Origin of the sequence: Salipiger abyssi, from assembly GCF_001975705.1 — a bacterium.
In the GTDB taxonomy this organism is placed as follows: domain Bacteria; phylum Pseudomonadota; class Alphaproteobacteria; order Rhodobacterales; family Rhodobacteraceae; genus Salipiger; species Salipiger abyssi.
This window is the reverse complement of record NZ_CP015093.1, coordinates 4,062,554-4,078,259: the sequence shown is the minus strand read 5'-3', so window position 1 is coordinate 4,078,259 and position 15,706 is coordinate 4,062,554. Positions and strand designations below refer to the sequence as shown.

The following is a 15,706-nucleotide window of genomic DNA, read 5'->3' as shown; positions in this document are numbered from 1 at the left end:
CTTACCAAATCAGGGCCAAGTTTACGCTGTTTTCGTGGTGTAATCACGGTGTGTTCACGCTGAGTCGGCACATTGCGTTTACGTTCCGTAAATCAGAGCGTTCGTGATCAAGGCCGAAACCGACAGGGGATCATACCATGACCGTCCGGACCGATAGCGCCCGTACAGGGTTTCGTGTGATAGAAGGTGGCCGTGAACCGGGTACGCCGCCCACGATGAGCCTGCAACTGCCACCGCCGCCCGAGATGGGGCCGGCCGAGCTCGCCGCCGAAATGGCCGAACTCTATGCGCTGTCGCTGGTGCGTGATCTGCCGTTCTCGGTGATGCAGGATCCCCATTGCCGCATCTGGATCGACGGCACGACGCATTTCACGCTGCACGAGCTGCTTTGCGAGCTGCGCAGCCTGACATGGTTCGACGAGCAGGCGCTGCCTGTTCCGGGCCCGGTCGAGACGGTCTTCAGCTCCCGGACCGTCTGCGGCGAGGCTGACCATCGCCGGGGTCTGCGGCGCAACGGCGATGGTCAGCTGACCTTGCGCTCGCTGTTTCGCGGCGTCGTCGGGCACAATGGCGAGGCGCTGCGGCTTTCGGCCTTTCACCACACCGACCGCGACGGAGAGGTCGAGCTCGAACCCTCCGAGCCGCCCGCTCCCGATGCGCCGATGTCGCGCTGGCTCGACTGGATCGAGCGGTTTTCCGGCGCCGCGCTGGCGCTGCCGGGCCGGGGCGACGAGATCACGCCGGGCCTGGCGACGCCGCGCGAGCTGGTGGCGCGGGTGCAGCAGAGCCACCCCTGCCGGATCTATTACAACGCGGTGCTGCGGCTGCTGGCGCGGGGTGTGAAATTCGACCCCGGTCTGCAAGCTGCCGGCGAGGCGGCACCGGTCTCGGCGCAGAACATCCTGTCGCTGATGGCGGAAACCGCCGACCGTGCCTTTGACGCCGCTATGCGCGCGCATGGGCGTACCAACCGGCTGAGCCGCCCGGGCGTGTTCGCGGCGCGGCTGACGGCGCTGTTGCAGCAGGAAGATCCCATGGCCGGCGAGCCGAGTGTGCTGCGCGGCTGCGCCGAGGAACTCTCGGGCAAGGCGCCGAACCTTTTGCACTGGGTCGATCGGATGAACCGTGCCTTCGGGCGTGACGCGGGCAGGGTGCCGATGCTGCTGGTGCCGCCGCTGAAGAGCAGCGTGCCGCTGCATCGTGCCGACTACGCCGCCCAGGCGGTGATCGCAGGCGCGCTTTCGACGCTGCTCAAGGCGCTGTTCGACACCCGCCGTCATGCCCGGCTGCGCATGGTCGGCAGCGACGGCAGCGGCGTCGATATCGGCACTGAGGCCGACCGGCTCGCCGCAGATATCGCGCTGGCCCGTTCGGTGGCAGGGGGCTATTTCCAGGCCGAGAACTATCTCGATCTGCGCCTCGGCGAGGCGCTGGCCTGCCATGTGCTGCGCGAGCGGCTGGAAATGCTGGGACAGAGCGCCGCGCTCGGTTTCACCGATTTCAACGGGGCCCCGGTGAGCATCGCCGTCAACCCGAGCGGCCAGGGGCAGGGCCATGCCACCTTCCACCGCGACGGGCGCCACGCGCCCTGGCCGATGGAGGCGTTGCGCGCCAGTACCCATCTCGCCGTGGTGTGATCTCCGCGCCTGCGCTTGACCCGGATCAAGGCGGGCGCCCTGCGGGGGTGAGACACTCGCGCGGCAGGAACGGGAGGCCAGATCATGCGCAATGTCATCATAACACTCGCAACCTTGTCGACGCTGTGCTCCGGCGCTGCGGCGCAGGATGCCGATATCGGGCGGTCGCTCTATCACACCCATTGCGCCACCTGCCACGGGCTCGAAGGCCGCGGCGACGGGCCGATGGAAGGCGTTTTGACGATCAAGCCGGTGAACCTCACCGAGCTCGCCGCTGCCAATGGGGGCACGTTTCCGGTCGAGCGCGTGGTGAAACGCATCGACGGGCGCGACCCGCTGGTCAGCCACGGCTCGCCGATGCCGGTTTATGGCGATTACTTCGCACGCATGTTCGATGTGCCGATCAAGACGCCCTCGGGGCAACCGGTGTTGACCTCCCAGCCGGTGGTCGATCTGGTCGCCTATCTGCGCGAGATCCAGAAAATCGACTGACGGCAAAGGAGGGCGGCGGATGCGGGTGTTGTTCGCGGCGCTGGCGCTATTGCTGTGGCTGAGCGCCGGGGCGGCACAGGCGCAGAGCCTCTGGGTGGAGATCGATCTCTCCGACCAGCAGATGGTGGTCTTCGACCGCGGTGCCGCTTATGTCTGGCCTGTCTCGACCGCGCGGGCGGGCAAGGTGACGCCGGTGGGCAGTTTCACGCCTTATGCGCTGGAGCGCATGCATTACTCGACGCTTTACCACAACGCGCCGATGCCTTGGTCGATCTTCTTCCGGGGCAATTACGCCATTCACGGCACCACGGCGGTGGACCGGCTCGGCACGCCCGCTTCGGCGGGATGCGTGCGGCTGGCGCCGGAAAACGCCCGGGTGCTCTTTGAGGCGGTGCAGGTGGTCGGGCTGTCGGAGACGCGGATTGTGATCCGGCCATAGCGGGCTCTATGCGTCACGCGTCACGCGTCGGACGGTGGGCAGATTGCCCACCCTACGGGTCGCGCTTGATCGCGGGGAACCAAGTGGCGGCAGCCGGGGCCGGATCTCTCCACCTGCAATCGCAGAGCCCGCCCGGCCTCGCGCCGATTTGCGTATTTTCAAAGAGAAGAAAGTCAGGGGGCGCGGTCCTGCGCATCTTCTCTTTCAAAAATACGCCTGCGGGAGACATCCGTCCGGTGCCGCACTCAAAGCAAAGCGCAGACCTCGTAGGGTGGGCAATCTGCCCACCGCCCCGGGCACGATCACCGGCAGATCCCCTCGCTCTGGATCCCGGCCCAGGGCACCAGCACCTCCGGGTCGCGCAGCGCCGCGTCGAGCCGCGCCACCGGCATCTCCGCCCCGATCATCTCGCGCAGCCGCGCGGTGCGCGGCGCCTCGGGGTCGAGAATGTGGCAGCAGACATATTCCTCCATGATCGCGCCCTGCTGCTCGTAGCCGTGATCGAGAAACCGCGCGGAGCTGTCGGGATCGAAGAGATAGGGATCTTCCGAGCGCCCGTGTTCGGTGGCGGCCTTCAGCGGCGAATAGCCGGTGCGGTCGCGGTTCTGCCATTGCCAGACATGCACCATCTCATGCGCCAGCAGCATCGTGTCGAGCAGATCCACCCGCTTGGGATAATGCGGCATGTAATCCTCGCGGTAGAGATCCTTGCGATAGAACACCCGGTTGAACAGCGTCATGGCGCCGGGCGAGACGGTCACCGTCTCGCCGCGCGAGGGCGGCCAGATCCGCTCCATGCAGGTCAGGCGCGGGCGGATCGGGCGCTGATAGGTGACCGAGCCCGCCGCCAGCCCGTCATGGAACCGCACCCGCGAGGTATCGACCTGATCGCCCTGCACGGCGCTCAGAAAGGCGCGCTCGTTCTGGGTGAGCGGGCGGCCGCAGGCGGCGAGCGTCAGACAGAGGAGGAGCAGGAGAATACGCATGGCCGGATTAGGGGCAGGAGTCGCGCATCGGCGCAAGCCCCGTGTCTTCAATCGGCCAGCGCCCGGCGCTTTTCCACCATGCCCGAATGCGAGATCTCCAGGATCAGCTTGCGCTTCACCGCCTCTGCAAAGCGCTCGCGGCTGTCTGCGGTGACCACGAAGGCGCCGAGCCCGCCGATGATGCGCTGCTCATAGATCGCCTCCAGCCCGCCCTGCGCGCGGCCCGGATCGTCGGGGCGCAGGATCGGCAGCGCGTTGATCGTGACGCCCTCGGCCACCACCGCGTCGCGCGCCGTCTCGATGGGCGGGCCCGACCAGTTGCCGGCGCTGTCGCCGGAAAAGTCGATCACCCGGCGCCAGCCGTCGATGTCGTTCTCCTCCATCAGCCGCAGCGCTTCCAGCAGCGCCGCGCCGATGGCGTTGCGGCCATAGGCCTGGCGCGGCTGCACCATCAGCTCTTCGGCAAAGGCTTCGGCGTCCTCGGGCCCCGCGATCCGCGTCCAGCCCACCACCTGCGCCTGGTTCGCCGCCCATTCCACATAGGTCACCGCGATCTCGCCATAGGCGGTGTTGCCGATGGCCGCGAGCACCTCCGGATCGGTGATCGCCTGGGCATAGCCCTCGCGCTGGAACATCAGCTCGCCGGGCGTGATCGAGCCCGAGGCATCGGCCAGCAGCACCAGCTCCAGATCGGTGTCCTGCGCGGCGGCGGGGGCGGCGAGAAGGCAGAGGGCGAGGGCGGTGCGGCGCATGGCGGATCTCTTTCGGCGGGGCGTTGGAGAGAGGCTAGCCGGGGGCGGGGCAGGCGCCTAGCGCCGCGCGGCGCGGTTGACGCAGATGTGAGGTTTTCACCAGCGGGCGCTGTCGCGGAGCCAGTCCTGCACGGCGGTCAGCGTGGCGTCATAGACCGCGCGGCCGATGGCGTGGCCGGCATCGGTGTGCTTGCCGGCATAGGCGATCTCGCCCTCCGGTGCGGCGACCGCGATGCAATCGGTGCCCGTGCCGGTGGCGGTGCCCGTGGGCAGGGTGACGCCGGTGTCGATCACGGCGGTCGTGCGGGCCTCGGCGACAAGGCTCAGCGCCTCGATCCGCGCGGGCGGGGTGAGGGGCGCGGAGAGGGTGAGGGCGATATTGATCGTGCCCCAGTCCTTCCAGGTCTGCGGCAGCCGCGTGCCGATGCGCTCGGCATTGGAGAGCCCGGCGGTGACCACGGCTTTTGCGGTGACCCCGCCCTCGGTGTGCTCGCGCGTGATTGCGGCGGAGAGTTTGCGGGAGGTGAGAAAGCAGACGGCATCGGATGCGTTGATGGCGCCCAGCTCGCGGCGCAGCCAGTCGGTGACGTCGAGCGTCTCGGTCAGATCGGCATTGCGCACCTCGCGCCAGAGGATGCGCCGCGCGCGGGTCAGGCCGCCGTTATGCGGTGCCCAGGAGAGGACGGGCATGTCCTGCCCGAGATCGAGGCTGAACCAGGGAGGGGAGAGGTGGAGCATGTCGGGCCCGCGTATCTGCTGCCGGGGTGTTGAACCTGCTTGGGAGGTTAGGTGCAAGCCCTGAGAGAGTTGTGGGGTGCTCGGTTGCTGACTCTGCCCACTATGCCCTTGCTATGAGCACCGCCCCTCAGTCGACATCCGAGCGTTGCCCCGGGCGCGGGACAAGGCCGAAGGCCGCCGCGCCATCGCCGGCCCGCCCCATCGGGCTGGCGATTTGGCTGGGCTGGGTGCCGCGTGTCGAGGTCTTTCGGATGTGGCTGGGATAAATCGAGAGGTTCACCGGTCGGATCGCCACCCCGCGTGCCGGCGATGGCGCGGCGGCTGTAGGTGGCGCGTTCATATGCCTCTTTAACTGATCTTCTATCGAGCGAAATGAAGGTAGGGCCTAAAGACATCAAAAATGTTCTCGATTTTTTCGTCGAGAGTTCCCAGTTTTTCGTACTTTCTTTTTATATTCTCTTGTCGCTCTTCTTTGTTCGTCGCTTCTCTTGCGATAGTTTCGTGCTCAAGTAACTTTACGGATGCGATTCTTATCTCGTTCATGTAGGAAATAACATCGCTCTCAAATAGAAATTCTCCTTTGTGAATTGCTGCGTGAAATCTAAAAATACTCGTTTCTGAAATTGTTCCTTTATGAATAACTTCTGAGAGAAAAGTATGCGTTTCTTCAAAAATCTCAAGTCTACGGTCAAATAATCTCTCTCTAAGAGATGTTCTGTTGGTCTGCCATTGCTGGAAGGCGATGTACGCTACAATTAACGCGACAAATGTGGGAGCAAGGCTGCTGAAATAATTTGTCCAATGCATCAAACATCCAACTCCTCCACAAACCGCGCGTTCTCCTGGATATACTGGAACCGCAGCTCGGGCTTCTTGCCCATCAGGCGCTCCACCAGATCTCCGGTTTCGCCCGGTTCGTCCTCGTCGATGGTCACCCGGATGAGCTTGCGCGTCGCCGGGTCCATGGTCGTTTCCTTGAGATCCTTGGCGTCCATCTCGCCCAGACCCTTGAAGCGCTGTACGTCGATCTTGCCCTTGCCGCCCAGACCCTTGGCCAGCATCTCCTCCTTCTCGGCATCGTCCGCCACATAGATCCGCCGCGCGCCCTGGGTCAGGCGATACAAGGGCGGGCAGGCCAGATACAAATGCCCCTGGTCGATCAGCGGCCGCATCTGGGTGTAGAAGAAGGTCATCAGCAGCGAGGCGATATGGGCGCCGTCCACATCGGCGTCGGTCATGATGATGATCTTGTCGTAACGCAGATCGTCGATGGTGAACTTGGTGCCGAGCCCGACGCCCAACGCCTCGCAAAGATCGCGGATCTCGGCGTTGGAGCTGAGCTTGTTCGACGCCGCCCCCAGCACGTTCAGGATCTTGCCCTTGAGCGGCAAGAGCGCCTGGGTCTCGCGGAAGCGCGCGCCCTTGGCGGAGCCGCCGGCGGAGTCGCCCTCGACGATGAACAGCTCCGTGCCCTCGCGGTTCTTGGCGGTGCAGTCGGTGAGCTTGCCCGGCAGGCGCAGCTTTTTCGTCGCCGATTTGCGCGCGGTCTCTTTCTCCTGACGCCGCCGCAGCCGTTCCTCGGCGCGCAGCACGAGGAAATCGAGAATGGCGCCGGCGGATTTCGTATCCGAGGCCAGCCAGTTGTCGAAATGGTCGCGCACCGCGCCCTCGACCAGCCGCTGCGCCTCGGTGGTGGCCAGCCGGTCCTTGGTCTGGCCGACGAATTCCGGCTCGCGGATAAAGCAGGAGACCAGCGCGCAGCCGCCGGTGATCAGGTCGTCACGGGTGATCTGGCTGGCCTTCTTGTTGCTGACCAGCTCGCCATAGGCGCGGATGCCCTTGAGGATCGCCGACCAGAACCCGGCCTCGTGGGTGCCGCCCTCGGGGGTGGGGACGGTGTTACAGTAGGACTGGATGAAGCCGTCGCGCGAGGGCGTCCAGTTGATCGCCCATTCCACCTTGCCGGGCGTGTTGAACTTTTCCTTGAAATCCACCGTGCCGGAGAAGGGCTTGTCCGCATAGGTGGAGGAGCCGTTCATCGTCTCGGAAAGGTAATCCGCCAGACCGCCGGGGAAGTGAAAGCTGGCCTCGGTTGGCGTTTCCTTGTCGTCGATGGCGGATTTCCAGCGGATCTCCACGCCCGAGAAGAGATAGGCCTTGGAGCGCACCATCTTGAAGAGCCGCGCCGGCTTGAACCGGTGGTGGTGAAAGATCTGCTCATCGGCGTGGAAGGTCACGGTGGTGCCGCGCCGGTTGGGCGCCGCGCCGACCTTTTCCACCCCGCCCAGCGGCAGGCCGCGGGAAAAGCGCTGCTCGAAGAGCTCCTTGTTGCGCGCCACCTGCACGACCATGGAATCGCTGAGCGCGTTGACCACCGAGGCGCCGACCCCGTGCAGGCCGCCCGAGGTCTCATAGGCCTTGCCGGAAAACTTGCCGCCCGCGTGCAGGGTGCAGAGGATCACCTCCAGCGCGGATTTTCCGGGGAACTTGGGGTGCGGGTCGATCGGGATGCCGCGGCCGTTGTCGCGGATCGTCACCGCGTAATCGGCGTGCAGCTCGACCTCGATGCGGTTGGCATGGCCCGCCACCGCCTCGTCCATGGAGTTGTCGAGCACCTCGGCCACCATGTGATGCAGCGCCCGCTCGTCGGTGCCGCCGATATACATGCCCGGGCGCTTGCGCACCGGTTCCAGCCCTTCGAGCACCTCGATGGAGGAGGCGTCGTAACTGGATGCTTCGGTAGCCGCGAGGAGATCGTCTGCCATGGTGCCCTGCTCGTCTTGTGCGATGATTGGCGCCGAGTATGGCAGAGCGGCGCGGGCGGGGGAAGGGGCCGCGCGGCGTCAGACCCCACGATCATGGGGGAAAGCCTGTGGATTACGCCGGATCTTGTGGCAGGCGCGTCGCCCAGTGCTCGCCCATGGCGACGATGCAGGAGGTGCCGGAGGCATAGGCGATGACCATGGTCCAGTCGCCCTGCGCATCGGTCCAGAGCTCGACCACCTCCTCGGGGTTGCGCAGCCCGGTCGAGGTGAGCGTGGCGCCGTGGCGCGTGGTCAGCCGTTCGGTCATGCGGGGCCCGGGCTCGCAAAGCACCTCCGCGATGGGAGAGGCGGCAGGCAGCGCCGTGGGCAGGAGGAGGGGAATCAGCAAAAGCGACCGCATGCACCGGAGCGTAACGGTTTCATGACGGTCTGGAAATCCCGCGCCCGGGGAAGGGGCCGGACGCGGGAGCCGGGGTCAGAAGCGGTAGTTCAGACCCACGGTAGCGGTGGTGGCGCCGACCTTCAGGTCGTTGGCGTCGAAATCCTCGAACTCGTTATAGTTCAGCTCGCCGCTGACGGTGACATTGTCGGTCACATAGGTCTCGGCGCCGATGCCCACGTAATAGCCGTCCGAGCTGCCCGCATCGAGCGCGCCGCCATCGGTGGAGGCATGGGCATAGCCGCCCGAGCCGTAGATCATCGTCCGGCCCATATCATAGCCGACCCGGCCGCCGAGCTTGGCGATGCCATCGACATTGCCCGCGTCGCCGAGGTCGATATCGGCACCATCGTATTGCAGCCCGCCACCGGCGACCCAGTTGCCGAAATCGTGGTCGTAGAAGGCACGCACGCCATAAAGCGCACCCTCTTCGCTGTCATCGGCGGGGCCATCCGCATCGGCGCTGCCATAGCCGAGCTGCACACCGACCGAGGGGCCGGTCCAGTCACCGGTGGCCGGCGTTGTGACCGGCACCACAGGCGCGGCGGGCGCGGGCTCCGGCGCGGCCTGGTCGAGCGAGCCGGCAAAGGCGGGGGTGGCGAGGAAGGGCACGAGAATAAGCGGTTTGAAGGTCATTGTCGTCTGCTCCTGTCATTGTGCGGGGTGAGTGGCTCCCGCGACTGAGGAGGTAACGATGGGGAGGGCGGATCGCTCCACACGGGGCGATCACATCATTTTGCTGTTGCGGAACTGCGACGGATTTGCGGGTTTTTCGCTGTGTCGGCAAAGGCTTGCCGGCCTGTGATCGGGCGTTGGCGGGGTTTGGCCCGGCGCCGCCACGTCAATGGAACCACAGGCCGCCGGCGGCAGCCCGCCGCCCTTTGCGCGCGGTATCGGCGGGGCTTTGCTGTCTTTCCCGTTGCGGGCGGCGGGGCGTTTGACGTGGGCGCGGGACTGCATAGCTCTTGAGGCGAAGGTGCGGGATGATCCCGTGCTCGACCACAGACAGCCGGGATCCCCCGGAAGGAGAGCTTATGAAACTGAACGGCACCCTGCTCAAATCCACGATCATCGCCGCCCTGATCGCCGCGCCGGTGGCGCCGGTCATGGCCCAGACCGCCGAAACCGCCCCCGAGGCTCCGGCGGCGACCGCACCGGCGGCGGATTTCTCCGAGGACCAGCTCAGCTCCTTCGTCGATGCGGCGTTGCAGGTTCAGGAGGTGCAGAAGGATTACATGACGCAGATCGAGGCCGCGGCTGCCGAGGATGAGAAAAAGGCGCTGATCCAGGAGGCCAATACCGAGATGACGGCGGCGGTCGAGGAGACCGAAGGTATGGACGTGACGACCTACAACCGCATCGGCCAGGCCGCCCAGAGCGACCCGGAGCTCAACGAGCGGATCCTCGCGATGGTGGAGACCCGCCAGCGCGGCGAGCGGATGATGACGGAGTGAGGTTTGAGTATGTGACGTGGGCCGCCCCGGGAGGGGCGGTCTTTTTGTATGGCGCCTGTCGGAGGGGGGGCAAACCGAACCACAAATTCGACGATACGCTACTTTGACAGGTCGAAAACGTTGGCGCAGATGTGATATCAAGAGATTTTTGGGCTTTGGCCGGTGTAGGATTGCCTTTTGAGGGTATCCATGTAGTTGTTGTGAAAAGCCGATGAGGACGAAACTATGTCGCAGGAACAGTCTGCCGATTGGGACATTGAAAAAACTGAAGAAGATTATGAACAGGAAGAGACACCTGAGCTGGAGTTTGAAATACTTAACTACCCAGCCGACACTACTCTGAAGGGGTATAAGCAGCAACTTGATGATGGTCTTCTTAAGGTGCCGGATTTTCAAAGACAATTTGTTTGGGATCAAGTAAAGGCATCTAAGTTGATTGAATCTTTTTTGATTGGATTGCCGGTTCCGGGTGTCTTTTTGTATAAACCTCGGGCGGGCAAGGGATATCAAGTTATTGATGGTCACCAGCGTATTACATCGGTTACCGCTTATTTGTCTGGAGTTATGGGTGAGAATAAATTTCGGCTTAAGGGGGTCTCGGCTCGGTGGAATGGGAAATCTTTTGATGACTTGAGTGAATCAGATCAATTCAAGCTTGAGCAGGCGGTGATGAGGGCGACTATTATTCAGCAGCTGGATCCTTTGGATGATAGAAGTATCTACCTGATTTTTGAGAGATTGAATACAGGAGGTATGAACTTAAACCCGATGGAGGTTCGCCGATGTGTCTATCATGGTAAGTTCATTTCTTTCTTGGATGAGATGAACGAGTCGACTGAGTGGCGAAAAATTCTTGCGCGTCCCAAGCCAGACAAGAGGTTTAGGGATGTTGAGCTTCTTCTTCGTGTTCTTGCTCTATCAGATTCATGGCTGGAGTATGAAAAGCCAATGAAGGGTTTTTTGAGTAACTATACCGCGAAAATGAAGGATTCCGATAATCTCGATGTGCTGCGGAATCAGTTCTTACATGCGTGTAGGGCAGTTTTAAATGTCAAGCCAGAAAAGCCATTTCATCTTAGAGGGAAGCTAAACTATGGCGCTCTAGATGCAGTTCTTTGCTCGTTAGTAAATTCTGGAGGAAATCCGTCTGAAGATTCTCTTGATATGCTCTTTTCTGACACAGGATTTGTGGCGGCGACATCTGCAAATACGAGCGACCGCCACGAAGTTCATACTAGAATCGAAAAAGCCGATGAGTTCCTGACTTGATCAGGTATTTTTAAGATGCTTATCAAGTCGAGAGCTGTGTTAGAGCTTGTAGATGAGATTGTTGATCGAGCTGACCGCGCGAACCCTGGTGATCGTGCGTTTCTTGAGCAGGCTCTTTCTGGCTATGTTTCTGCGATGGTGTATTCTGAGGTTGAAAAAAAGGTTGAGGCGATTTTATCCGATCGATTCGGAGGAATAGGCGACCGAAAAGTGTCTCACTTTATTTCTCAAACATACGGGAAAAATCAAGGGAGAATAAAGAAGTCAGATATTGCTGATTTGGCGAAGAGATTTGGTGAGGAGTGTAAGGAGCTGTTCAATTCGTCTGTGCCGGATCAATATGCAACATATTATTCTAATTTACTTACATGCCGTCATAATTTGGCTCATGGGGAGCCAGAGGCAACGACACTAATGACCGCACGCCAAGGTATCGACGCGGCTGAGCTGTTTTTGGAGAAGTTCGAATTGTCAATTAGGTGAGGGATTCCTTTAATATGCAGATGGGCAAGTGGTTGCCTGCTTCGCGTCGTTAACATTTTTAACCTAAGATGTTCACTTTCTAAAGTATGCCTAATCTTGATTTGGTGGCGGTGGATATTTTCTAGCGCGATGTGCGTCTCACAAGAGATGCCCTCGTTGGAATAGAAAAAGAACCGGAACCCGTCATGGCGAAAGGCCGCCGGCATGGCGGAAGCTTAGCGCGCCTTGCCGGGCCTGTCATCCACGGAGAGGGAGAGGTCCCGGCGCGGGGGCCGGGACGGGTGGGGAGTGCGGTGGGGGTGTGCGCCCCTCAGCCGTGCGGGCACGCGGGATTTGGCATAGCCAAACCCGCTGTCGCCCGCGCGCCCTCCAGATGGACTTAGCTGTCCATCTTGAGGGCGGAAATAAACGCTTCCTGCGGGATGTCGACCTTGCCGAACTGGCGCATCTTCTTCTTGCCGGCCTTCTGCTTCTCCAGCAGCTTCTTCTTCCGCGACGCATCCCCGCCATAACACTTCGCCGTCACGTCCTTGCGCAGCGCCGAGAGCGTCTCGCGCGCGATCACCTTGCCGCCGATGGCCGCCTGGATCGGGATCTTGAACATGTGGCGCGGGATCAGGTCCTTGAGCTTCTCGCACATCGCCCGGCCACGCATCTCGGCGCGGTCGCGATGCACCATCATCGACAGCGCATCCACCGGCTCATCATTCACCAGCACCTGCATCTTCACGAGATTGTCCTCGCGATAGCCGATCCACTGGTAATCGAAGCTGGCATAGCCCTTGGTCACCGATTTCAGCCGGTCGTAGAAATCGAACACCACCTCGTTGAGCGGCAGGTCATAAACCACCATGGCGCGGTTGCCCGCATAGGTCAGGTCGAGCTGGATGCCGCGCCGGTCCTGGCAGAGCTTCAGCACATCGCCGAGATAGTCGTCGGGCACCAGGATCGTCGCCTTGATCCGCGGCTCCTCCACATGCGCCACCTTCGACATGTCGGGCATGTCGGCGGGGTTGTGCAGCTCGATCAGCTCGCCGTCCTTCATGAAGACATTGTAGATGACCGAGGGCGCGGTGGTGATCAGGTCGATATTGTATTCGCGCTCCAGCCGGTCGCGGATCACCTCGAGATGCAGGAGCCCGAGGAAACCGCAGCGGAAGCCGAAGCCGAGCGCGGCGGAGGTCTCCATCTCGAAGCTGAAGGAGGCGTCGTTGAGCGCCAGCTTCTCAATGGCGTCGCGCAGATCCTCGAACTGGGCGGAATCCACCGGGAAGAGCCCGCAGAACACCACCGGCACCGAAGGCTTGAAGCCGGGCAGGGGCGACTCGCAGCCCTTCTTCTCATGGGTGATCGTGTCACCCACCTTGGTGTCGCGCACCTGCTTGATCTGCGCGGTGAGAAAGCCGATCTCGCCGGGGCCGAGCTCGTCGACAGTCTGCATCGCCGGGCGGAAGACGCCGATGCGGTCGACCGGGTATTTCGCCCCGGTCTGCATCATCTTGATCTGGTCGCCCTTTTTCAGCACGCCGTCCATGATCCGCACCAGCACGACCACGCCGAGATAGGGGTCGTACCACGAATCCACCAGCATCGCCTTGAGCGGCGCGTCGCGGTCGCCCTTGGGGGCGGGCAGGCGGTGGATGATCGCCTCCAGCGTCTCCTTGATGCCGATGCCGGACTTGGCCGAGACCAGCAGCGCCTCGGAGGCGTCGATGCCGATCACGTCCTCGATCTGTTCCTTGACGCGCTCGGGTTCCGAGGCGGGCAGGTCGATCTTGTTCAGCACCGGGACGATCTCGTGATCGGCGTCGATGGCCTGATAGACATTGGCCAGCGTCTGCGCCTCGACGCCCTGCGTGCTGTCCACCACCAGAAGCGAGCCCTCGACCGCGCGCATCGAGCGCGAGACCTCGTAGGCAAAGTCCACATGGCCGGGCGTGTCGATGAGGTTCAGCACGTATTTTTCGCCGTCCTCGGCGATGTACTCGATGCGGACGGTGTTGGCCTTGATGGTGATGCCGCGTTCGCGCTCGATGTCCATGGCATCGAGCAACTGCTCCTTCATCTCCCGCTCGGTGACGGTGTTGGTGGATTGGATCAGCCGGTCGGCCAGGGTGGATTTCCCGTGGTCGATATGGGCAACGATGGAGAAGTTGCGGATATGCGCGAGGTCGGTCATGATTTCGTGGATATGATGGGGTTTGCGGGTTCGGTCAAGGTGCTGTGTGAGATGGGGCGCGGGTAGGCGTGGAGTTTAGGGGCGACGACGAATTCGAGGCGTGGCTGAAGACGCAGCCGCAAGAGATCTGCGTCATGATCGCGACGCGGGCGGCGATGCGGGTCTGGTGGGCGATCGCCTGGCTTCCGGACGGCAACAGCCTCACCGATGCGCATCGAAGACTTGCGCTCTTGACAGGACGTGCGATGCTGATTTCGGGGGTTGCGGCTGCTTCGCCACCCCCCGAAATCAAAAAGGTCGCCGCCGTCGCCGCCCACGCCGCCGCCCGCTCCTCCGCCTTCACCTTCGTCGCCGACGCCGCCCGCTCCGCTGCCCGCTCCTCCGCCTTCGCCGCCCACGCCGCCGCCGCCGACGCCGTGGGCGCCGCCGACGCCGCCTTCGCCGCCCACGCCGCCCACGCCGCCGCCGCCGACGCCGTGGGCGACGCCGCCGCCGACGCCGCCCACGCCGTGGGCGCCGCCGCCGCCGACGCCCACGCCGTGGGCGACGCCGCCGCCGCCGCCGTCCGCTCTGCCGTCCATAGTGACGCGGATCATTCCTTGGAGGCGTTGAGGACGAGGCTGCTTTGGGGCGACAAACGTCCCGACTTTCTGTCCGACATCCTGAAACAATCCAGACCGTTCTCGGCGCTCGATGCGGATTTTGATTTCTGGATCCGCTGGTACGAGGCCGCCGACCGCGGCGAACCGCTCGATTTCGATCTGCAATACCGCATCGCCACCGAGATCCCCGATGAGATCTGGACCGGGGAGGATGCTCCGCGTCGGGTGGCTGAGTGGATCCGCGAGATTGAGAGAAGCCAGAAGTCTTCGATCACTCCGCCGCTTGTCAGGCGCGAAAGCGGTCAATGGGATGTCGGGGATGATGTCATTATTCCACAAAGCGCGCTCGATTTTGCGTGTGGGCAGGTGGAGATTTCGCTGGATTCCGCGATTGCATCTTCTGGTGGGAATGGACTTCAGCACAGCTCATTCGAGGCGATTTTGCTCCGTCGGGCGCTGGGGCCTCACCGTGCAGAGCCGAGTCTTGTCGCTGTCTCGTTCTGGAATGCCTGTATGAGTCTTCAACGTAAGATCGGCGATGAATACCCGGAAGACGGTGCATTGATCGCGCTGAATAATGTTCTTTACACTTCGGTCGAGGAGATCTGCGGGGAAAGCGATGTGGTTCGCGCTCGGATCGCACGACTGGCTGCGCTTGAGACGCGGCGATACCCGACAGCGCAGGAACGCGCGGATCTGCGTCAGTTGCCCGGAGTGCTTGAGAAAAACGCTCCGCTCACACCACGTGCAAAAGCGGAGATAGAAGAAGCTGTCGAGATTGTCGTAGAGGCCGAAAAGCCGCCGCGTGCATGGCGCGCGGTGCTTGTCAATCGGGTAACGGTGCTCGGACGCTGGCTGGATCAAGGGCAGAAGGCAGACAAGGCTGCAAAGTGGTTGCTCGATCTGGGGAGGCGGATTGCCGGTTGGTTCTTTGACGAGGGCGAGCCGCCGACCTGACCGGAGATCACAGTGCTTGCCGCCGCCCAGCTGACACTCTGGTGAATTGAACCCCGCCGCGTTTTGGGGCATTTTGTGTCAAAACCTCCCCACAGAGCAGGGCGCAAAGCCCTCGAGGGGACGAGCAGGCGCAAGGATGGCAGGCGGATGAGAGCGATTTCCTTTGTAGTGGTGCTGGCCGTGGTCGCGGGATGCGGCGGCGGCGGCTCGCGCAGCGATTACCGGGTGACGCGCATGGCGAGCGGGCCGATCAGCGATGCCTGTATCTCGTCCGACCGCAAGGCGCGCAGCCCGCAGCTCTGCGGCTGCATCCAGGCCGCCGCCAATGTCGAACTGAGCAATGGCGATCAGCGCATGGCCGTGGGGTTCTACCGCGATCCGCATCGCGCGCAGGAGATCCGCCAGTCCGACCGCGCCAGCCACGAGGCCTTCTGGAAGCGCTACAGCGCCTTCGTCGACCGCGCCGAGCGTATGTGCAAGGGCGTCTGAGCCCCGCACGGCGCGGGCGGGTCTG

Annotated in this window: 17 protein-coding genes; 8 read left to right on the top strand and 9 right to left on the bottom strand. The window is 62.8% G+C overall.

What is annotated here, in order from left to right; genetic code table 11:
- The first annotated feature begins 137 nt into the window (after window positions 1-137).
- The 3 genes from Ga0080574_RS23380 (at window position 138) to Ga0080574_RS23370 (ending at window position 2,568) form a co-directional block, all read left to right on the top strand.
- Window positions 138-1,637 carry a bromoperoxidase gene (locus Ga0080574_RS23380; RefSeq protein WP_076705306.1) on the top strand — a complete coding sequence of 500 codons (1,500 nt, stop codon included), beginning with the start codon at window positions 138-140 and terminating at the stop codon, window positions 1,635-1,637.
- Between the two features lie 84 nt (window positions 1,638-1,721).
- Window positions 1,722-2,129, top strand: coding sequence for a c-type cytochrome (locus Ga0080574_RS23375; RefSeq protein WP_076705304.1), 408 nt, complete (start codon window positions 1,722-1,724; stop codon window positions 2,127-2,129).
- A gap of 19 nt (window positions 2,130-2,148) precedes the next feature.
- Complete coding sequence (locus tag Ga0080574_RS23370) at window positions 2,149-2,568, top strand: L,D-transpeptidase (RefSeq protein WP_076705302.1); 420 nt, start codon at window positions 2,149-2,151, stop codon at window positions 2,566-2,568.
- Between the two features lie 302 nt (window positions 2,569-2,870).
- Here the strand turns inward: Ga0080574_RS23370 and Ga0080574_RS23365 are convergent, their stop codons facing one another.
- The 8 genes from Ga0080574_RS23365 to Ga0080574_RS23340 form a co-directional block, all read right to left on the bottom strand.
- On the bottom strand, window positions 2,871-3,554 hold the full coding sequence (locus tag Ga0080574_RS23365) for a hypothetical protein (RefSeq protein ID WP_076705299.1): 684 nt from the start codon (window positions 3,552-3,554) through the stop codon (window positions 2,871-2,873).
- A gap of 47 nt (window positions 3,555-3,601) precedes the next feature.
- Complete coding sequence (locus Ga0080574_RS23360) at window positions 3,602-4,306, bottom strand: DUF1194 domain-containing protein (protein WP_076705297.1); 705 nt, start codon at window positions 4,304-4,306, stop codon at window positions 3,602-3,604.
- Window positions 4,307-4,402: 96 nt separating this feature from the next.
- Window positions 4,403-5,044 carry an adenosylcobinamide amidohydrolase gene (locus Ga0080574_RS23355; RefSeq protein WP_076705295.1) on the bottom strand — a complete coding sequence of 214 codons (642 nt, stop codon included), beginning with the start codon at window positions 5,042-5,044 and terminating at the stop codon, window positions 4,403-4,405.
- 127 nt (window positions 5,045-5,171) lie between these two features.
- On the bottom strand, window positions 5,172-5,384 hold the full coding sequence (locus Ga0080574_RS26095; RefSeq protein WP_156876438.1) for a hypothetical protein: 213 nt from the start codon (window positions 5,382-5,384) through the stop codon (window positions 5,172-5,174).
- Between the two features lie 20 nt (window positions 5,385-5,404).
- Window positions 5,405-5,854, bottom strand: coding sequence for a hypothetical protein (locus Ga0080574_RS26090; RefSeq protein WP_156876437.1), 450 nt, complete (start codon window positions 5,852-5,854; stop codon window positions 5,405-5,407).
- Window positions 5,851-7,809, bottom strand: a complete 1,959-nt coding sequence (gene parE / locus Ga0080574_RS23350) for a DNA topoisomerase IV subunit B (RefSeq protein WP_076705294.1) — start codon at window positions 7,807-7,809, stop codon at window positions 5,851-5,853. Before parE ends, Ga0080574_RS26090 begins: the two co-directional genes overlap by 4 nt.
- A gap of 112 nt (window positions 7,810-7,921) precedes the next feature.
- Complete coding sequence (locus Ga0080574_RS23345) at window positions 7,922-8,197, bottom strand: hypothetical protein (RefSeq protein WP_237219309.1); 276 nt, start codon at window positions 8,195-8,197, stop codon at window positions 7,922-7,924.
- Between the two features lie 87 nt (window positions 8,198-8,284).
- On the bottom strand, window positions 8,285-8,884 hold the full coding sequence (locus tag Ga0080574_RS23340; RefSeq protein ID WP_076705285.1) for an outer membrane protein: 600 nt from the start codon (window positions 8,882-8,884) through the stop codon (window positions 8,285-8,287).
- Window positions 8,885-9,282: 398 nt separating this feature from the next.
- Here Ga0080574_RS23340 and Ga0080574_RS23335 point away from each other — a divergent pair, with 398 nt between their 5' ends.
- The 3 genes from Ga0080574_RS23335 (at window position 9,283) to Ga0080574_RS26085 (ending at window position 11,454) form a co-directional block, all read left to right on the top strand.
- The gene (locus Ga0080574_RS23335; RefSeq protein ID WP_076705283.1) at window positions 9,283-9,702 is read left to right on the top strand and encodes a DUF4168 domain-containing protein; all 420 of its coding nucleotides are present in this window, start codon (window positions 9,283-9,285) and stop codon (window positions 9,700-9,702) included.
- Between the two features lie 225 nt (window positions 9,703-9,927).
- Complete coding sequence (locus Ga0080574_RS23330) at window positions 9,928-10,971, top strand: DUF262 domain-containing protein (RefSeq protein WP_076705281.1); 1,044 nt, start codon at window positions 9,928-9,930, stop codon at window positions 10,969-10,971.
- Between the two features lie 15 nt (window positions 10,972-10,986).
- A complete protein-coding gene (locus Ga0080574_RS26085; RefSeq protein WP_156876436.1) occupies window positions 10,987-11,454 on the top strand; it encodes a HEPN domain-containing protein in 468 nt (155 codons plus the stop codon).
- 379 nt (window positions 11,455-11,833) lie between these two features.
- On the opposite strand, the gene lepA is transcribed toward Ga0080574_RS26085, so the two are convergent.
- A complete protein-coding gene (gene lepA, locus Ga0080574_RS23325) occupies window positions 11,834-13,633 on the bottom strand; it encodes a translation elongation factor 4 (RefSeq protein WP_076705279.1) in 1,800 nt (599 codons plus the stop codon).
- A gap of 134 nt (window positions 13,634-13,767) precedes the next feature.
- Here lepA and Ga0080574_RS26080 point away from each other — a divergent pair, with 134 nt between their 5' ends.
- Both Ga0080574_RS26080 and Ga0080574_RS23315 read left to right on the top strand, forming a co-directional pair.
- Complete coding sequence (locus Ga0080574_RS26080) at window positions 13,768-15,192, top strand: hypothetical protein (RefSeq protein ID WP_156876435.1); 1,425 nt, start codon at window positions 13,768-13,770, stop codon at window positions 15,190-15,192.
- 147 nt (window positions 15,193-15,339) lie between these two features.
- Window positions 15,340-15,681, top strand: coding sequence for a hypothetical protein (locus Ga0080574_RS23315; RefSeq protein ID WP_076705275.1), 342 nt, complete (start codon window positions 15,340-15,342; stop codon window positions 15,679-15,681).
- The last annotated feature ends 25 nt before the right edge of the window (window positions 15,682-15,706 follow it).

Bases quoted from the DNA above. Each gene is read 5' to 3' on its own strand.
- Ga0080574_RS23380 (WP_076705306.1), top strand. From the start codon at position 138: ATGACCGTCCGGACCGATAGCGCCCGTACAGGGTTTCGTGTGATAGAA.
- Ga0080574_RS23375 (WP_076705304.1), top strand. From the start codon at position 1,722: ATGCGCAATGTCATCATAACACTCGCAACCTTGTCGACGCTGTGCTCC.
- Ga0080574_RS23370 (WP_076705302.1), top strand. From the start codon at position 2,149: ATGCGGGTGTTGTTCGCGGCGCTGGCGCTATTGCTGTGGCTGAGCGCC.
- Ga0080574_RS23365 (WP_076705299.1), bottom strand. From the start codon at position 3,554: ATGCGTATTCTCCTGCTCCTCCTCTGTCTGACGCTCGCCGCCTGCGGC.
- Ga0080574_RS23360 (WP_076705297.1), bottom strand. From the start codon at position 4,306: ATGCGCCGCACCGCCCTCGCCCTCTGCCTTCTCGCCGCCCCCGCCGCC.
- Ga0080574_RS23355 (WP_076705295.1), bottom strand. From the start codon at position 5,044: ATGCTCCACCTCTCCCCTCCCTGGTTCAGCCTCGATCTCGGGCAGGAC.
- Ga0080574_RS26095 (WP_156876438.1), bottom strand. From the start codon at position 5,384: ATGAACGCGCCACCTACAGCCGCCGCGCCATCGCCGGCACGCGGGGTG.
- parE (WP_076705294.1), bottom strand. From the start codon at position 7,809: ATGGCAGACGATCTCCTCGCGGCTACCGAAGCATCCAGTTACGACGCC.
- Ga0080574_RS23340 (WP_076705285.1), bottom strand. From the start codon at position 8,884: ATGACCTTCAAACCGCTTATTCTCGTGCCCTTCCTCGCCACCCCCGCC.
- Ga0080574_RS23335 (WP_076705283.1), top strand. From the start codon at position 9,283: ATGAAACTGAACGGCACCCTGCTCAAATCCACGATCATCGCCGCCCTG.
- Ga0080574_RS23330 (WP_076705281.1), top strand. From the start codon at position 9,928: ATGTCGCAGGAACAGTCTGCCGATTGGGACATTGAAAAAACTGAAGAA.
- Ga0080574_RS26085 (WP_156876436.1), top strand. From the start codon at position 10,987: ATGCTTATCAAGTCGAGAGCTGTGTTAGAGCTTGTAGATGAGATTGTT.
- lepA (WP_076705279.1), bottom strand. From the start codon at position 13,633: ATGACCGACCTCGCGCATATCCGCAACTTCTCCATCGTTGCCCATATC.
- Ga0080574_RS26080 (WP_156876435.1), top strand. From the start codon at position 13,768: ATGATCGCGACGCGGGCGGCGATGCGGGTCTGGTGGGCGATCGCCTGG.
- Ga0080574_RS23315 (WP_076705275.1), top strand. From the start codon at position 15,340: ATGAGAGCGATTTCCTTTGTAGTGGTGCTGGCCGTGGTCGCGGGATGC.